This is a genomic window from Microbacterium sp. CIAB417, from assembly GCF_022788845.1.
Window position 1 is genome coordinate 359,013 of the sequence record NZ_JAHZUT010000005.1, and the last position, 15,643, is coordinate 374,655.

The window sequence follows — 15,643 nt, forward strand, 5'->3', positions numbered from 1 at the left end:
GCGTTCAGTCGGCCTGGACGAGGATCTTCGCGCCCGCGCCTCCGCGCAGCGCGTGGATCGCGTCGACGACGCCGTCGAGCGGGACCTCCTGGACCCACCCCGTCGTGTCATAGACGCCGGCGGCCATCGCCGCGATGACCGCGTCGAAGTCCTCGGGCAGATAGGCGAGCGCTCCGGCGATCTCGGTCTCGGCCATGACCAACTGGGTGGGCAGGAACTCCATCGGGCGCTCGTGGATCGCGACGACGACGACCCGGCCACCGGGCGTCAGGTTCGCGAGAGCCGAGGTGATCGCGGGTCCCGCGCCGGCCGCGTCGAACGCAGCGTCCACGCCCGTGCCGCCGGTGAGGTCGGTGACCGCGGCCGCGAGGTCCTCATTCACCGGGTCGACGACGGTCGCGCCGAGCGCCGAGATGATGGCGCGACGGTCGGCCGAGGGCTCCGACACGAGCACCTTATCGATCCCGCGGGCCTTGAGCGCGAACCAGACGCCGATGCCGATCGGGCCGGCTCCGGCGATGAGCGCGGTCTGTCCGGCCTCGAGGTTCGCGCGCGAGACCGCGTGCCACGCGACGGACATCGGCTCGACGAGGGCGCCCATGCGCAGGTCGACGTTGTCGGGCAGGACGTGCAGCTTCGCGGCATCCACCGTGGTGAAGGCGGCCATGCCGCCGCCGTGCGAGCTCAGCCCATGGAAGCCGATCTTCTGGCACGCGTTGAACATGCCCTTGCGGCACGCCGGGCACTCGCCGCAGTAGTAGATCGGCCAGACGGCGACGCGGTCGCCGACCTTCACATCAGTCACCCCCTCGCCGAGCTCCACGACGGTGCCGGAGAACTCGTGCCCGAGGATCTGCGGGAGCGTCGAGCCGGTCACGGGATGCGGGTGGTCGAAATCGAGCCCCGCCGCCTCCGGCGAGTAGTACACGTGCAGGTCGGACCCGCAGATGCCGGCGAACGCGTTGCGCAGCTTCACCTGTCCTGGGCCGGGGGACGGCTCCTCGACCTCCTCGACCCGCAGGTCCTCCTGGGCGTGGAACACCGCAGCCTTCATCGTTCTCTCCTTTCTCGAGTGGCCGGGTTCGCCAGCCACCATTCGGATGACGCCGCGAGGATCAGCTCGACGGCGCGGTCGATGTCGTCGTCCTCCTGGCGCAGCCATTCCTCGATCGCACCGACGGTGCCGGCGGCCGCGTAGGCGATCGCAAGTCGCAGAGCCGCGTCGTCGTCGACGAAGGCCGCAGGCAGGATGCCGGGGTGCAGCCGGGTCCACAGCTCCAGTCCCGAGCGGATCGAGCTCTCCAGAGTGCTGCGGACGGGGGCGGCGAGCGACGGGCGCATGGCGCCGCGGTAGACGGCGGCACGCCGGTGCACGTGGCCGATGAGCGCGCGCTCGCCGTCGCCGATCGCGTCGGTCTCGGGCAGCACCTGCATCACCTCGGCGATCTCGGCCGCGAGTGCGTCCGCGAGCAGGTCGGCCGGGCTGTCGGCGTGACGGTAGAACGTGTCGCGCGTGACGCCCGCCTCGCGGCAGATGGCGGACACGCTCACCTCGGTGATCGGCACCAGGGAGGCGAGAGTCAGGACGGCCCTGCGAAGGCTTTCCCGCGAACGTCGCGCCCGTGCGTCCATGAGGACAGTCTATCCGACATGTGTCAGATAGGACGGGGAGTCTCGGGATCCGCCTCCGGAGCCGGACGGCGGATCCCGATCCACGAGACCACGCCGCCGACCGCGAACAGCGCGGCTGTCACCCAGGCTGCGCTGTGGAATCCGTCCAGGTCGAGCGCGCCTCCGACGATCGTCGAGAGCATCGCGACGACGAGCAGTCCCGCGACGCGCGAGACGGCGTTGTTGATGGCCGACGCGATCCCGCTGCGGCGCTCGTCGATCGCGCCGAGGATGGCGGTCGTCAGTGGTGCGACGGTGAGCGAGAGCCCGAGGCCCATCACGATCATGGCGGGGAGCACCTGCCACCAGTAGTCGAAATCCGCGGAGACCGTCAGGAGGAGCAGGGCGCCGAGCGCCATGATCAGCGGGCCCAGCGTCATGAACAGCCGCGCACCGAGCCGCCCCGCCCATGCTCCGGCGCGCGAGCTGATCAGGATCATGAGGATCGTCATCGGCAGGCTCGCCAGGCCGGCAGCGGTCGCACCCAGCCCGGCGCCCTGCTGCAGATACACGCCGATCACGAACCCGTTCAGCGACAAGGCCGCATAGACGAAGAGCGTCGCGAGGTTGCCCCAGCCGAAGTTGCGGATGCGGAACAGCGACAGCGGCATCATCGAGTTCTCCGTGCTCTGGCGTCCGAGGAACAGCCCGAACAGCAGGATGCCGAGGACGGCCGGGATCCAGATGCCGGGAGCGGACCATCCGAGGTTCGGCTGCTCGATCAGGGCGAACACGATTCCGCCGAGGCCGGCCGCGCACAGGATGCCGCCGAGCCAGTCGACCCTCGCGCCCTTGGGGTGCTCCGGCAGCTGCAGTCGGGCCAGGAGCACGAGGGTCACCGCGATCGGCAGCACGTTGATGAGGAAGACGAACCGCCAGGACAGGTAGTCGACGAAAAGACCGCCCAGCAGGGGTCCGACCAGCTGCGCCGAGGTGGTGAACGCCGTCCACACTCCGATGCCTCGGGCCTGGATCTCGCCGCGCATGGTCGCGGTGATGAGTGCCAGCGAGCTCGGCACGAGCAGGGCTCCGGCGGCCCCCTGGGCCGCGCGCGCGATGATGAGCATGACGGGGTCGAAGGCGATGCCCACGACGACGGACGCGATGCCGAAGCCGATGAGGCCGATGCGCATCACGAACACGCGACCGTAGGCGTCGGAGACCGAGCCGGCCAGCAGGATCAGGGCGCTCAAGGTGATGAGGTACGCGTCGACGACCCACTGCTGCGTCGTCAGTCCTCCGCCGAGCTCTTCGCTGATCGCGGGCAGCGCCACCGTCGCCACCGTGCCGTCGAGGAACGTCACGAATGAGGCGAGCACGGCGATGGCGATAACCAGGCGCTGGGTCGTGGAGAGGGAGGCCGAGGTCACAGGCCGAGACTACGCCCGAGCCGGCGGTTCCCGGCCGATGGTGCGCGAGTTCGCATGAGGGGAGCGCTCGAGAGGGGAAAATAGAACAAAGTATCGACACAAGCGGATGATCGGAGTATGCTGATTCGTATGAATCATCCCCTCGAAGCCCTCGTTGCGGCAGTCGACGCCGCGCGCACGGTGTGGGGCGATGCGGCGGACGCGTCCTCGCTGACCGGGTCCGCGCTGGTGGCGGTCAGCGACGCGTTGGGGGTCGTGCACCGGCTGACGGATGCGGCGCACTCCGAGATCGCCGCGCGCATCGCCGAGGAGTCGCGCACGGAGCTCGGAGCCGAGTCGCTGGCCCGGCAGCACGGGTTCCGGAACGCGGCCCTGCTGGTCGCGGCGGGGACGGGCGGATCCACCGGTGACGCCTCGCGACTGGTGAAGGTCGGCGAGGCGACGGCGCCGCGGTCGACGTTCGGTGGCGGCGCGGCTCCTGCCCGTCATCCGCATGTCGCGGAAGCCGTCCACAGCGGTCGGCTCGGGGCTCAGGCTGCGGCGAGGATCGTCGCGATGCTGGATCGCGTAGCCATGGCCGCGGGACTGGAGCGGATGCTGGAGGGCGAGCGCCTGCTCGCCGAACAGGCGCCGGGGTTGAGCCTCGATCAGGTCGCGAAGCTCGTCGCCCGCGTGGAGGCCTGGCTGGATCCCGACGGCGTCGAGCCGCGTGAGGCCGACGTCCGCGCGCAGGAGTCCGTCACGATGTTCGAGCGGGACGGTGCTCTGCACCTCACCGCCGTGCTCAGCGCGTCGCGCGGTGCGCAGGTGAAGACCGCGCTCGACGGATTCGTCTCGGCGCAGTTCGCGGCGGCGTCGGACGGCGCGGGGGCCGCCGAAGCGCTGGCCGAGGACCGCCGGACTGTGTCGCAGCTGCGCGCGGATGCGCTGGTCGCCTTCGCCGAGCATGTGCTCGGCTGCGCGCAGCGCGATGTGCCGTTGAACGGGGCGCGCGTCGTGGTCAGGATCGACCTCGCGCAGCTGGAGTCCGGCGTCGGATCCGCGACGATCGACGGCATCGATCAGCCGATCAGCGTCGCCGAGGCGCGGCGGCTGGCGGCCGGGGGCGGAATCATCCCCTGGGTGTGCGGTGGCGACGGCGAGATCCTGGACTGGGGGCGTGAGAAGAGGCTCTTCACCCTCGCGCAGCGACTGGCGCTCGCCGAGCGCGACGGCGGCTGCGCCATGTGCGGATTGCCGCCGTCGATGACGAAAGCGCACCACCTGCGCTGGTGGAACCGCGACGCGGGTCCGACCGATCTCGCCAACGGCGTGCTGCTGTGCGAGTCGTGTCACCATCGGATCCACGACAACGGCTGGGAGATCCGCGTCGACGGGGCCGGAGTGCAGGCGAAGGTGTGGTTCATCCCGCCTCCGCACGTCGACTCCGATCGCACCCCGCGCCTGGGCGGGCGGGCCCGATACGACCTCGCCGTCTGAGGCGGTGCGTTCCGGGTGACCGGCGAGCCCGCCGCGGTGGGGATCCGGCCCGGCGCGTTCGGGTGGGGGAGCGCCCCCGCGGCGGGTCTGTCACGAGAGGTCCCGACGGCGCGTCCGATTGCGCGGCGGGGTCTGTTACGAGATGTCCCACGCCGCGCGTTCGGGTGTCCGTGGCCGGAGAGCCGCGGCGGGGATCGTGGGTCGACATGGATGGTGATCATGAGCCTGCATGGCTTGCAATCATGAGCCGCCGCGTGCGATCCCGAACCGGATTCCCCATCGACGCGCGGAGCGCCGAGGGTTACTCTGGCGTCAGGCGGGTCTCCTGCCCGCTTCTCACCGGCGAGAGCCGCGACGACGAGCGAGGTATGAGATGGACTCGATGATGATGGGCGCCATGTCGAAGGACATGATGTCGATGCCCGGCATGGAGATGATGGACATGTCCGTCATGCAGGCCTGCATGGACGCGTGCTCCGCCTGCGAGCAGGCCTGTACGGTCTGTTCGACGCAGATGATGGACTGCTCCCCGGCCTGCATGAACTGCGCCGACATGTGCAACACGATGATGCGCTCGATGATGCGGATGCAGGGCATGGCGCCGGCGACCATGATGGCCATGCTCGACGCGTGCATCGCCATGTGCCAGATGTGCATGGACGCCTGCATGGAGCACGCCGAGCACAGCGAGGTCTGCCGGATGTGCGCTCAGTCGTGCCAGGCCTGCATGGATGCGTGCGTGGCGATGAAGAACATGATGATGTCGGCGGCCTGAGCCCCGACGGGATCACACCGTCGCGACGTTGAACTGCACGCGGCCGACCGCGAGCACGTGGTAGCGGCTGTGCAGGGCCACCGGCGTGCCGACGCCGGCCTCGAGCGCGGCCCCCGACCCGTTCCACAGCGCGTGCGCCGCTCCCTCGAGGTCTCGCACGACGAGGGCACCGGTCACGGCATCCGCGGACTCGACGATCCCGTCGATCCACTCGGCCGGGGTCGCGGAGGCGAGACGGGCCTGGATGAGGTGCAGCGCGTGTCCGGGCGCGAACGAGGAGCAGACGTCACCGTGGTCGCACATGCACGCCGCACGCTCACGCACCTGAAGGGGCGAGAAGGCGGGCTGCGGGGTGGACACGATGATCTCCTGTCGGTCGAGGCGTTCCCGCAAGAGTAGGTCGCCTCCGCGTGGACGAGAAGCCGCCGCGACACGCGGCGAAACAATGCTGCGTGACCCGCCTCCGCCTGGCGCCGCCCTCAGTGCGGGGCGTGCGCCGCGAGCGCCTCCGCCAGCGCATCCCGCACAGCGCCCACCCGCGCGCTGTCGCGCGACGACGCCCGCGTCGCGGCGAAGATCTCCCGCACGGGAGAACCGGGCAGGTCCAGCAGTCGGACGCTGGCATGGTCGCCGGTCCAGATCAGATCCGGCAGCAGCGCGACCGCGTGCCCGGCCGCCACCAGTCGCGCGTGCGCGACGAGATCGGTCGCCTCGTATCGCACGTCCGGCTCGAACCCCGCCGCACGGCACTGCTGCACGGCCCACTGCCTGACGGCCGCACCCTCGGGCTCCAGCACCCAGGCGCGATCGCGCAGGTCGGCGAGCCCGCGCGCGCGATCGCCGCGCGGCAACGCGACGCGGACGGGGTCGCGCCCGAGCAGCGTGCGCTCGATCCCCTCGCTCACCGGACGCGTGTATCCCGGATACTGCTCGGCGACCACGAGGTCGAAGCCCCGTGCCTGCAGTTCGAACAGCCCGACCTCGGGGGCCATCTCGCGCATCTCGACGCGCAGTCGGGGCATCCGCTCCGACAGGATCGTCAGCGCAGGCGGCACGAGGGCCTCCGCGGCGGTCGGCATGACCGCGATGCGCACGACGGCGGAAGAGTCCGCGGAGCTCGACAGTTCGGCACGTGCCGCCTCGTCCAGTTCCAGAGCACGCGCGGCGTGCGCCGCGAGCAGCCGTCCCTGCGCCGTCAGCCGGACCCGCCGGCCGTCCGGCTCGAGCAACGCGACACCGGCCTCGCGTTCCAGCTGCGCGAGCTGCTGCGACACGGTGGACGGGCTGTACGACAGCGCCGCGGCCACCTCGGCGATCGTCCCCCGCAGGGCGAACTCGTGCAGCAGACGCAGCCGCCTCAACTCGAACATCGCCCCTCCGCAGGCCGCTCATCCGATCATCGCAAAACCCGAACGATATCTATCGTAAACCTGCGCTTTTCATGATCAATGCGTCGGCGCACACTGGGAGCAGCACGCGCGATCCCTCGCGCTCTCGAGTGAGGATGCCCGATGACCCCGTCCGCCCAGACCAGCCCCGCCGCGACCGACCTCGCCGACCTCGCCGACGACGCCGTCGCGCTCGTCCGCCAGTGGCTCGTCGAGAGCCGTGAGATCCCGGTGGATGCCGCGGGGCAGCGCCTCGCCGGCGTGCTGCGCGATCCGCACGGCCTGGACTTCACGGTCGGGTTCGTCGACGGCGTGGTCCGCCCCGAGGACACCCGGGTCGCGGCGCGCAGACTCGCCGAGCTCGTCCCGCTCACCCCGCGGTTCCTCCCCGCCCCGATGCGTGCGGCGATCGGTCTCGGCGGCGCGACCTCCACGATGCTCCCCGGCATCGTCGTGCCCGCCGCCCGCGCCGTGCTGCGCCAGATGGTCCGACACCTCATCGTGGACGCGCGTGATGAGAAGCTCGGCGCCGCCATCGCGCACATCCGCGAGACCCAGGGCGTGAAACTCAACGTCAACCTGCTGGGAGAGGCGATCCTCGGCCGCGACGAGGCGTCGCGACGTCTCGAGGGCACGCGCCGGCTGATCGAGCGCGACGACGTCGACTACGTCTCGATCAAGGTGTCCTCGACGGTCGCGCCGCACAGCCCGTGGGCGTTCGACGAGGCGGTCGCGCACGCGACGGAGGCCCTGCACCCGCTGTACGAGCTCGCGGCGCGCAGCGGCACGTTCATCAACCTCGACATGGAGGAGTACAAGGACCTCGACCTGACGATCGCGGTGTTCACCGGCATCCTGGACCGTCCGGAGTTTCGTGGGCTCGAAGCCGGAATCGTGCTCCAGGCGTACCTGCCCGACGCCCTGGCTGCGATGACGCGCCTGCAGGACTGGGCCGCCGCCCGCACGGCCGACGGCGGTGCGCCGATCAAGGTCCGCGTCGTCAAGGGCGCGAACCTGCCGATGGAGACCGTGGATGCCGAGACCCACGGCTGGCCGCTGGCGACGTGGTCGAGCAAGCAGGAATCGGATGCCTCCTACAAGGCGGTGCTCGAGTACGCGCTGCGCCCCGAGCACATCGGCAGCGTGCGGATCGGCGTGGCCGGGCACAACCTGTTCGACATCGCCCTCGCCTGGCTGCTCGCGAAGCGTCGCGGAGTGACTGAGGGGATCGAGTTCGAGATGCTGCTCGGCATGGCCGCAGCCCAGGCGCAGGTCGTCAAGCGCACGGTCGGCTCCCTTCTGCTCTACACGCCGGTCGTGCACCCCGACGAGTTCGACGTGGCGATCGCGTATCTGATCCGCAGACTCGAAGAGGGCGCATCGCAGGAGAACTTCATGTCCGCCGTGTTCGACTTGGACGAGGATCCGGCCTTGTTCGACCGCGAGAAGGAGCGGTTCCTCGCGTCCGTGCGCAGCATCCCGACGGGGATCCCCGCACCGAATCGCACGCAGAACAGGCAGCTGCCCGCCGAGCCGGCATCGACGGAGGGCTTCGACAACACCCCGGACACCGACCCCTCGCTGGCGGCCAACCGGGAGTGGGCCGACGGCATCCGATCGCGCATGACCGATTCGACGCTCGGAGACGCGACCGTCGCCGACAACACGCTCTCCACGAGCGAGCAGGTCTCCGAGCGGATCGCGTCGGCCGTCGCGGCGGGCGAGGCCTGGCGCGCACTCGGCGCCGAGGGGCGCGCCGCCGTCCTCCACCGCGCGGGGGACGTCCTCGAGGCGCGTCGTGCCGACCTCCTCGAGGTCATGGGCTCCGAGGCCGGCAAGGTCATCGAGCAGGGCGACCCGGAGGTCTCCGAGGCGATCGACTTCGCCCACTACTACGCCGAGTCGGCGAAGAGGCTCGCCGACGTCGACGGCGCTGAGATGCGGCCGGTCGGGCTGACCGTCGTCACGCCGCCGTGGAACTTCCCGGTGGCGATCCCGGCCGGATCCACCCTGTCGGCGCTCGCGACCGGCTCACCGGTCATCATCAAGCCAGCCCGTCAGGCGCGCCGTTCGGGCGCCGTCATGGTCGAGGCGCTGTGGGAGGCCGGCGTCCCGCGCGACGTTCTGCAGTACGTCCAACTGGACGGGCGCGAACTCGGCACGCAGCTGATCAGCGATCCCGCCGTCGGACGCGTCATCCTCACCGGCGGCTACGAGACCGCCGAGCTGTTCCGCGGCTTCCGCCCCGACCTGCCGCTGCTGGCCGAGACCAGCGGCAAGAACGCGATCATCGTCACCCCGTCGGCCGACCTCGATCTCGCGGCCAAGGACGTCGCCTACTCGGCCTTCGGTCACGCGGGACAGAAGTGCTCGGCGGCGTCCCTGGTGGTGCTCGTCGGATCCGCCGCCCGCTCCGAGCGCTTCCGGCGCCAGCTGGTGGACGCCGTGCGCTCCTACGATGTCGGCTCCCCGGCCGACGGGACCAACCGCATCGGCCCGCTGATCGGACCCGCGGAGGGCAAGCTCCTGGACGCCCTGACGACGCTGCACCCCGGTGAGTCCTGGCTGCTCGAACCGGAGAAGCTGGACGACGCCGGACAGCTCTGGCGTCCCGGCATCCGCGACGGCGTCGCGCGCGGCAGCGAGTTCCACCGCGTGGAGTACTTCGGGCCCGTACTGGGCATCATGACCGCGGAGACGCTGGACGAGGCGATCGACATCGTGAACGACATCGATTACGGGCTCACCAGCGGCATCCACGCGCTCGACGAGGACGAGATCCAGCACTGGCTCGCCTCGGTCCAGGCCGGGAACGCCTACGTCAACCGCGGAACCACGGGAGCGATCGTGCAGCGCCAGCCGTTCGGCGGCTGGAAGAAGGCCGCCGTGGGAGCCGGGTCCAAGGCGGGAGGCCCGAACTACCTCGTCGGCCTCTCGGAGTGGGCGGATGCCCCGGTGGCCTCCACGACCGCGCTCGACGACCTCGGGTCCTCCGCCGTGTCTCTGGTCGAGGGAGAGGATGCCGAGTGGCTGCGCGGAGCGCTGGCCACCGACATCGACGCCTGGGAGAGCGAGTTCGGTGTGGTCCGCGATGCCACCGGGCTCGTCACCGAGCAGAACCTGCTGCGGTACCAGGCCGTGCCGGTGACCGTGCGGTACGAGGGCTCGCGGCCGGCCGAGCTGCTGCGCGTGGCCGCTGCGGGGCGCCGTGCCCGTGCGCGGCTCACGGTGAGTGCCGCCGGGGAGCTCCCCGCGGACGTGGTGACCTGGCTGGGCGCGCACGATGTGACGTTCGTCACCGAGGACGACGAGGCGTGGGCCGCGCGTGCGCGGCGGCTGGCGGCGACCGACGGGCGCGTTCGCCTGATCGGCGCCTCCGCGACGGCGACGGCGCAGGCGGTCGACGGAGCGCCGAGCCTGGCGATCTACGCCAACCCGGTCGTCGCGGCGGGACGGGTCGAGCTGCTGACCTTCCTGCGCGAGCAGGCGGTGTCGATCACAGCGCACCGATTCGGCACTCCGCGTCGCTACGACGTGCCTACGCTGGCGCCGATGGGCTGAGCGCTCGGGAACTGCGCATCCGGCGGGTGTAAACTCGCCGGGTGCTGTTCATGACGAGCGCCCTCAGGGCGCGGAAGGTGGCCGCAGGCGCGCTCCGCGCCGGCGGCAGAGGCTGAGGACCGGCCGGAGGCGGAACCCCCGTCCCCGGCGCAGCGTCGTACCCGGCATCCCTCTGCGCGGATGCCGAGCCCTGAACCTTCCGCAGGCCGCACTCGGCCGCCATCCGAAAGCACCTCATCATGCGTCCCATCGACGAGCGCGAGATCCGCGCCTCCCTTCTCAACGCCTCCCGAAAGGAGGCCGCCACTCTGACTCTGCCAGCCGGCTTCGCCGAACTCGACTTCGACCGTCTCGACTATCTCGGCTGGGTGGACGCCAAGCATCCGCGCCGCGCCTGCATCGTGGCCGAGGTCGACGGCGTCCTCACCGGGGCGCTGCTCCAGCGCGCCGAGCAGCGCATCCGGACCCGGGCGCAGTGCACGTGGTGCGAGGACGTCACGCTGCGCAACGACGTCCAGTTCTACGCCGCGCGCCTGGCCGGTCCGCGCGGCCGCAACGGCGACACGATCGGCACCCTCGTGTGCGCCGAGTTCGGCTGCTCCCGCACCGTGCGGCTGCTGCCGCCGCTCGCATACGAGGGCTACGACCGCGAGACCGCCCGGGATCTGCGGATCCTGAAGCTGCAGGAGAACGTCGCGGCGTTCCTCCGCGAGATCGCCGGCTGAACCCGGTCGCTCGACGGGTGCGCCGCCTCAGCGCGCGACTCCGAGCAGCACGATCAGTGCGAGCGCGCCGGCCGCGGCGGTGAACCCGACGAGGGCGACGATCAGTCTCCCGTCCGGCATCCGATCGGGATGCGGGACGGGGGACAGGGCGCGGTCGACCGCGCGGGCGCGGCGCGCGGCGAGGACCCAGAGGGCTCCGGATGCCGCGACACCCGCGATCCCGGGGACGACCCACACACCCGAGCCGAGGATCATCGGCAGCGCCCTGGCGGCGATCAGGGAGACGACCGCGATCGACAGGGCGGTGCGGCGCCACGCGAGCTGCGTCCGCTCCGGTTGAAGTCCCGGATCGTATCGCGTCACAGCAGCGCCGCGATGAGCACCAGGACGCCGGCAACGGTCACGGCGACCGCGACGACCGGCGCGAGCAGCGACCCGGGAAGGGGTGCGGAGAGCCGCATGGCGCGCTCGCCGCGGACCCACCCGAGCCACGCGAGGACGGGCGTCGCGATCCCGGCGACGATGAGCACGAGCGAGGCGGCCAGGCGCAGCTGCGGATGCAGGTCGAGACCGAGCACCTCGAGCGCCACGCCTCCCGCGATCAGGCCGAGCGCCGTGCGGATCCAGGCCAGCAGCGTGCGCTCGTTCGCGAGCGTGAAGCGGGGATCGGGCTCCTCGCCGTGGCGGTAGACGGCCGCAGGGAAGCGACGCGGTGTCGACATGCTGCTCCCGTCCGGTCCGCCGATGCGTTCGGCACCATCCTACGGGCGCCGCGGCGGCGAGCCGGTGTCCGAGCCCGAGCCCGAGTCAGTCCGGGAGACCGACGTGCGCGCGGGCGCGTTCGGCCAGTGCGGCGGACAGCGTCGCGAACGCCGTGAAGCTGCGTTCGCCCGGCCAGTCCGCGGGCAGCAGGTCGGTCGGCAGACCGGGGTCGAGATAGGGGATCACGCGCCACGCGTCGATGAGCCGGACGTACGCGGCGAACGCGTCGCGGTCGGTCGCGGCATCTGGAAGCTCCGCGACCGCCGACAGGAACGCCTCGTGCTCCGCGCGCAGCGCCGCCAGGTCCCACCACTGCCCGACGGCGTCCGCCAGCCGACCGGCGACCTGCGGCGTCTCGGTGCGGAACAGCACGGCGGAGTCGCGGATGCCGAGCTCGACGAGGATCTCGTCGGCCTCGTCCTGCAGGAAGGCCGGGCAGATCCACAGTGCGGGGGAGACGAGGCCGGCGCCGATCCACTGCAGCCGTCGTCGCAGCCGATGGCGCACGTCGCGCCGGGACTCGGGGACCGAGAAGGAGATCAGGCACCACGCGTCGCCGGGTGCCATGCGGCGCACGGCGAAGATCCGGCGGTCGCCGCGCTCCAGCATCCGCAGCGCCGTCGGGTTCAGGCGGTACCCCGCCCTGCTCGCGCGCTCGGCCTGCAGCAGCCCGCGCTGCTTCAGCCGGGCGATCCCGGTGCGCGCCCGGGACTCCGGGATGCCGAGATCGCCGGCTAGCCGCACCAGGTCGGCGGCGGCGATCCAGCCGCCGAGCGGACGCAGGTACAGCCCCACGATCGTGCGCAGCAGCGAGACGGTGCTGCCGGGGCGCGCATCGAAGTCGTCCTCGCTCGCGAGTTCCGATGCGACGGGCGGGATGGCCTCGCTCACAGGGCGTCCCGCACCGCGAGGAGCCCTGTGACGGCTTCGACGTGCGAGGTGCTCAGCGGGGAGAGCCCCAGACGGATGCCGTCGGGGAAGCGGAAGTCCGGGATCACGCCGTCCGCCCACAGCTGCTGCGTCACGCGCTGGAAGTCCGGATGCCCGATCGACACGTGGCTCCCGCGCACGGCGGCATCCCGCGGGCTGAGCAGTCGGACCCCGCGCGGCGCCAGCTCCGCGTCGTAGGCGCGCAGGACGAGATCGGTGAGGGAGATGGACTTCGCGCGGATCGCCTCGATCCCGGCCTCCTCGATGAGGCCCAGCATGTCCTGCATCGCGAGCATCGAGACCACGGGAGGGGTTCCGCTGAGCAGCTGCCGGATGTCGGGGGAGGGCACGTACTCCGGGCCCATCGCGAAGATATCCGCGGCGCTCCACCAGCCCTGGATCGGCTGCCGCAGGATCCCCTGCAGCCCGCGGCGCAGGTACGCGAAGGCGGGGGAGCCGGGTCCGCCGTTCAGGTACTTGTAGGTGCAGCCGACGGCGATATCCACGCCCCAGGCGTCCAGCTGCATCGGGATCACGCCCACGGAGTGGCACAGATCCCACATCATGAGCGCGCCCGCCTCGTGCGCGAGAGCGGTGATCGCGGGCATGTCGGCGACGGTCCCAGAGCGGTAGTCGACGTGACTGAGACACACCAGTGCGGTGCGCTCCGACAGGACGGTGGCGAGATCGTCGCCCGTCACGCCGGTCACGGCATCCGGCTCCAGCCAGCGCAGCGTGAGGCCGCACTCCGCGGCGACGCCCTCGGCGAGGAACCGGTCGGTGGGGAAGTTGCCCGTCTCGATCACGATCTCCGTCCGCGCACGGTCGTACCCTGCGGCCGCTCGCAGGAGCTTGTAGATGAGGACGCTGGTGGAGTCGGCCACCACGGTCTGTCCCGCATCGGCGCCGAGGACGGCACGGCCGATGCGATCGCCCAGCTGCAGCGGCAGCTGCATCCACTGCTCGTCCCACGAGCGGATCAGGCGGGTTCCCCAGTCGTCTCGGACGAAGCCGGCGATCCGGTCGGCGGTCGCGGCGAGCGGCCGGCCGAGCGAGTTGCCGTCGAGGTACGCGCGCACGCCCGGCGCCTCGGAGAAGGCGCGCCGATGAGGGGCGAGCGGGTCTGCGGCGTCGAGGTCGCGGGCGAGGGCGAGCAGATCGGTCATCTCAGGGCCTCCAGGTCTTCGGGAGCGAGCGGTCGGGCGAGCAGCGGATCGGCGGACTCGGCGGTCGCGCCGGGGAGCAGGAGGAGGCGGGATGCCGGGTCCGCCGGGTCCTGCGGTGCGAGGGCGCGCAGGAGGGCGGCGTCGTCCAGGCCCGCCTCGCGCAGAGCGGCGATCTCCCGCGGGTTCAGCCCGACCGGCGTCGGCCCGTTGCCCATGTCGGTGCCGTAGCGCACCACACCGCCGGCGGCGTGGAACCGGCGGACGTTGTCGACCGCGATCCGGTAGGTGTCGCCGTCATGGATCGCGAGCGTCGAGATCCACTCGACGGATGCCGCCTGCTGGGCGATCTCGGACTCGGTCAGGCTCTCGCTGAACGGGGCGTGCGCGAGCATCCGTGCCCCGAGGCGAGCCGCACGCTGCGCCTCGCCGGCGCCCTCGGCGTGCGCGACGACCGGCAGTCCGTACGACGCGGCGATGTCGACGACGGTGGCGAACAGTGCGTCCGAGAGCACCGGGCCCGCCGTGCTGTGGGCGACGACCTTGATGACGGAAGCGCCGGCGGCTCTCATCTCGGACACGGCGGAGGCCGCGGCATCGGCGTCGGGGATCTCGCGGACCGAACCGGCGGGGGCCCAGGCGCGGTCGGACGGGTAGCCGCCGGGCGCGGTGAGGAAGGCCCCGGCGAACTCGATGTCGATCCGCGGTCGTGCCTGCGCCGCCGGAGCGCGACCGGCGAGATCGGCGAGCACGGCCGGATTCCCGCCGAGATCGACGACCGTGCCGAGCACGGAGGTCGCGAGGGCCGCCGCGTCCACCAGCTGCAGGTGAACGTGGTGGTCGGTGAACCCGCCGCAGACCAGTCCGCCGGGCACCTGCCGGAAGGCCGGCACCTCAGCCGCCGATCTCGGTGCGCACCGTGTACAGCTCGGGGAAGAACGTCAGCTCCAGGGCGCGCTGCAGGAAGGCGGCACCCGTCGATCCGCCGGTTCCGGTCTTCATTCCGATCGTCCGCGTCACGGTCTTGAGGTGCCGGAAGCGCCAGAACTGGAAGTTGTCCTCGAGGTCGACGAGGTCCTCGCACGCCTCGTAGAGGTCCCAGTGCGTCTGCGGGTCCTCGTAGATCAGTCGGATGGCGGGAACGAGCTCGGGCTGCGGACGGTAGGGCTCGCGGACGTCGCGGTCGAGGATCTCGGCGGGAACCGGAAGTCCGCGCCGTGCGGCGAAGCGCAGGAACTCGTCGTACAGCGTGGGCCGCTCGTACTCCGCCGTGAGCAGCGCGAGGTTCTCCGGATGGTCGCGGAACACCTGGAGCATCCGGCCGTTCTTGTTGCCGAGGGCGAATTCGACCGCGCGGTACTGGACGGACTGGAAACCGGAGGAGTTGCCCAGCGACCCGCGGAACTGCGCGTACTCGGTCGGGGTCAGCGTCGCCAGCACGGACCACTGCTGGGTCATGACGTCCTGGATGCGCTTGACGCGCGCGATGCGCTTGAGGGCCTCGCGGAGATCGTCCGCGGCGAACAGGTCCCGCGCGGAGGACAGCTCGTGCAGCACGAGCTTGAGCCAGAGCTCGGTCGTCTGGTGCTGGATGATGAACAGCATCTCGTCGTGGTGGTCGCTGACCGGATGCTGCGCATCCAGAAGCCGATCCAGTTCGAGATAGGAGCCGTAGGTCATCCTGTCGCGCAGGTCCGTGACGATGCCGTCCTCGAGCGCGCGCTCGTTCTCGGTGCTCATGCCGAAAATATTACGTGGATTTGGCGGGCGTCACAATGATGAGATGTCACGGGCGAACGGCGGATGAGGCCTCGGGTGC

The 15,643-nt window shown here is 71.2% G+C and carries 15 protein-coding genes; 4 read left to right on the forward strand and 11 right to left on the reverse strand.

The window, feature by feature from the left end:
- Positions 1-4 precede the first annotated feature (4 nt).
- Genes KYX17_RS22570 through KYX17_RS22580 form a run of 3 tightly spaced genes read right to left on the reverse strand, consistent with a single transcriptional unit; the run spans position 5 to position 3,041 of the window.
- Positions 5-1,054 carry a 2,3-butanediol dehydrogenase gene (locus KYX17_RS22570; RefSeq protein ID WP_243229659.1) on the reverse strand — a complete coding sequence of 350 codons (1,050 nt, stop codon included), beginning with the start codon at positions 1,052-1,054 and terminating at the stop codon, positions 5-7.
- Entirely contained in the window at positions 1,051-1,632 is a 582-nt protein-coding gene (locus KYX17_RS22575) for a TetR family transcriptional regulator (RefSeq protein WP_243229660.1), read from the reverse strand. The genes KYX17_RS22570 and KYX17_RS22575 overlap by 4 nt, the downstream gene beginning before the upstream one ends.
- Positions 1,633-1,655: 23 nt before the next feature.
- The gene (locus KYX17_RS22580) at positions 1,656-3,041 is read right to left on the reverse strand and encodes an MFS transporter (RefSeq protein WP_243229661.1); all 1,386 of its coding nucleotides are present in this window, start codon (positions 3,039-3,041) and stop codon (positions 1,656-1,658) included.
- 129 nt (positions 3,042-3,170) lie between these two features.
- On the opposite strand from KYX17_RS22580, the gene KYX17_RS22585 reads away from it, so the two are divergent.
- Both KYX17_RS22585 and KYX17_RS22590 read left to right on the forward strand, forming a co-directional pair.
- Positions 3,171-4,520, forward strand: a complete 1,350-nt coding sequence (locus tag KYX17_RS22585) for an HNH endonuclease signature motif containing protein (protein ID WP_243229662.1) — start codon at positions 3,171-3,173, stop codon at positions 4,518-4,520.
- 397 nt (positions 4,521-4,917) lie between these two features.
- Complete coding sequence (locus tag KYX17_RS22590; protein WP_243229663.1) at positions 4,918-5,295, forward strand: hypothetical protein; 378 nt, start codon at positions 4,918-4,920, stop codon at positions 5,293-5,295.
- A 12-nt stretch (positions 5,296-5,307) separates the two neighbouring features.
- On the opposite strand, the gene KYX17_RS22595 is transcribed toward KYX17_RS22590, so the two are convergent.
- Both KYX17_RS22595 and KYX17_RS22600 read right to left on the reverse strand, forming a co-directional pair.
- Positions 5,308-5,655, reverse strand: coding sequence for a DUF1380 domain-containing protein (locus tag KYX17_RS22595; protein WP_243229664.1), 348 nt, complete (start codon positions 5,653-5,655; stop codon positions 5,308-5,310).
- Positions 5,656-5,774: 119 nt separating this feature from the next.
- Positions 5,775-6,665, reverse strand: a complete 891-nt coding sequence (locus KYX17_RS22600; RefSeq protein WP_243229665.1) for a LysR family transcriptional regulator — start codon at positions 6,663-6,665, stop codon at positions 5,775-5,777.
- Positions 6,666-6,806: 141 nt separating this feature from the next.
- On the opposite strand from KYX17_RS22600, the gene KYX17_RS22605 reads away from it, so the two are divergent.
- Positions 6,807-10,244: a bifunctional proline dehydrogenase/L-glutamate gamma-semialdehyde dehydrogenase gene (locus KYX17_RS22605; protein WP_243229666.1), complete on the forward strand. Its 3,438-nt coding sequence runs from the start codon at positions 6,807-6,809 to the stop codon at positions 10,242-10,244.
- A 239-nt stretch (positions 10,245-10,483) separates the two neighbouring features.
- Positions 10,484-10,969 carry an FBP domain-containing protein gene (locus KYX17_RS22610; protein ID WP_243229667.1) on the forward strand — a complete coding sequence of 162 codons (486 nt, stop codon included), beginning with the start codon at positions 10,484-10,486 and terminating at the stop codon, positions 10,967-10,969.
- Between the two features lie 27 nt (positions 10,970-10,996).
- Here KYX17_RS22610 and KYX17_RS22615 read toward each other — a convergent pair whose 3' ends face one another.
- From KYX17_RS22615 to kynA, 6 genes are all read right to left on the reverse strand, one after another.
- Positions 10,997-11,332 carry a DUF202 domain-containing protein gene (locus KYX17_RS22615; protein ID WP_243229668.1) on the reverse strand — a complete coding sequence of 112 codons (336 nt, stop codon included), beginning with the start codon at positions 11,330-11,332 and terminating at the stop codon, positions 10,997-10,999.
- Complete coding sequence (locus KYX17_RS22620) at positions 11,329-11,691, reverse strand: YidH family protein (RefSeq protein WP_243229669.1); 363 nt, start codon at positions 11,689-11,691, stop codon at positions 11,329-11,331. Before KYX17_RS22620 ends, KYX17_RS22615 begins: the two co-directional genes overlap by 4 nt.
- A gap of 85 nt (positions 11,692-11,776) precedes the next feature.
- Complete coding sequence (locus KYX17_RS22625; RefSeq protein ID WP_243229670.1) at positions 11,777-12,622, reverse strand: PaaX family transcriptional regulator C-terminal domain-containing protein; 846 nt, start codon at positions 12,620-12,622, stop codon at positions 11,777-11,779.
- The gene (locus KYX17_RS22630; RefSeq protein WP_243229671.1) at positions 12,619-13,827 is read right to left on the reverse strand and encodes a kynureninase; all 1,209 of its coding nucleotides are present in this window, start codon (positions 13,825-13,827) and stop codon (positions 12,619-12,621) included. The genes KYX17_RS22625 and KYX17_RS22630 overlap by 4 nt, the downstream gene beginning before the upstream one ends.
- Positions 13,824-14,717 (reverse strand): hydrolase, encoded by an 894-nt coding sequence (locus KYX17_RS22635; RefSeq protein WP_243229672.1) that lies wholly within the window; start codon positions 14,715-14,717, stop codon positions 13,824-13,826. The genes KYX17_RS22630 and KYX17_RS22635 overlap by 4 nt, the downstream gene beginning before the upstream one ends.
- 1 nt (position 14,718) lies before the next feature.
- The gene (gene kynA / locus KYX17_RS22640; RefSeq protein ID WP_243229673.1) at positions 14,719-15,564 is read right to left on the reverse strand and encodes a tryptophan 2,3-dioxygenase; all 846 of its coding nucleotides are present in this window, start codon (positions 15,562-15,564) and stop codon (positions 14,719-14,721) included.
- Between the last annotated feature and the right edge of the window lie 79 nt (positions 15,565-15,643).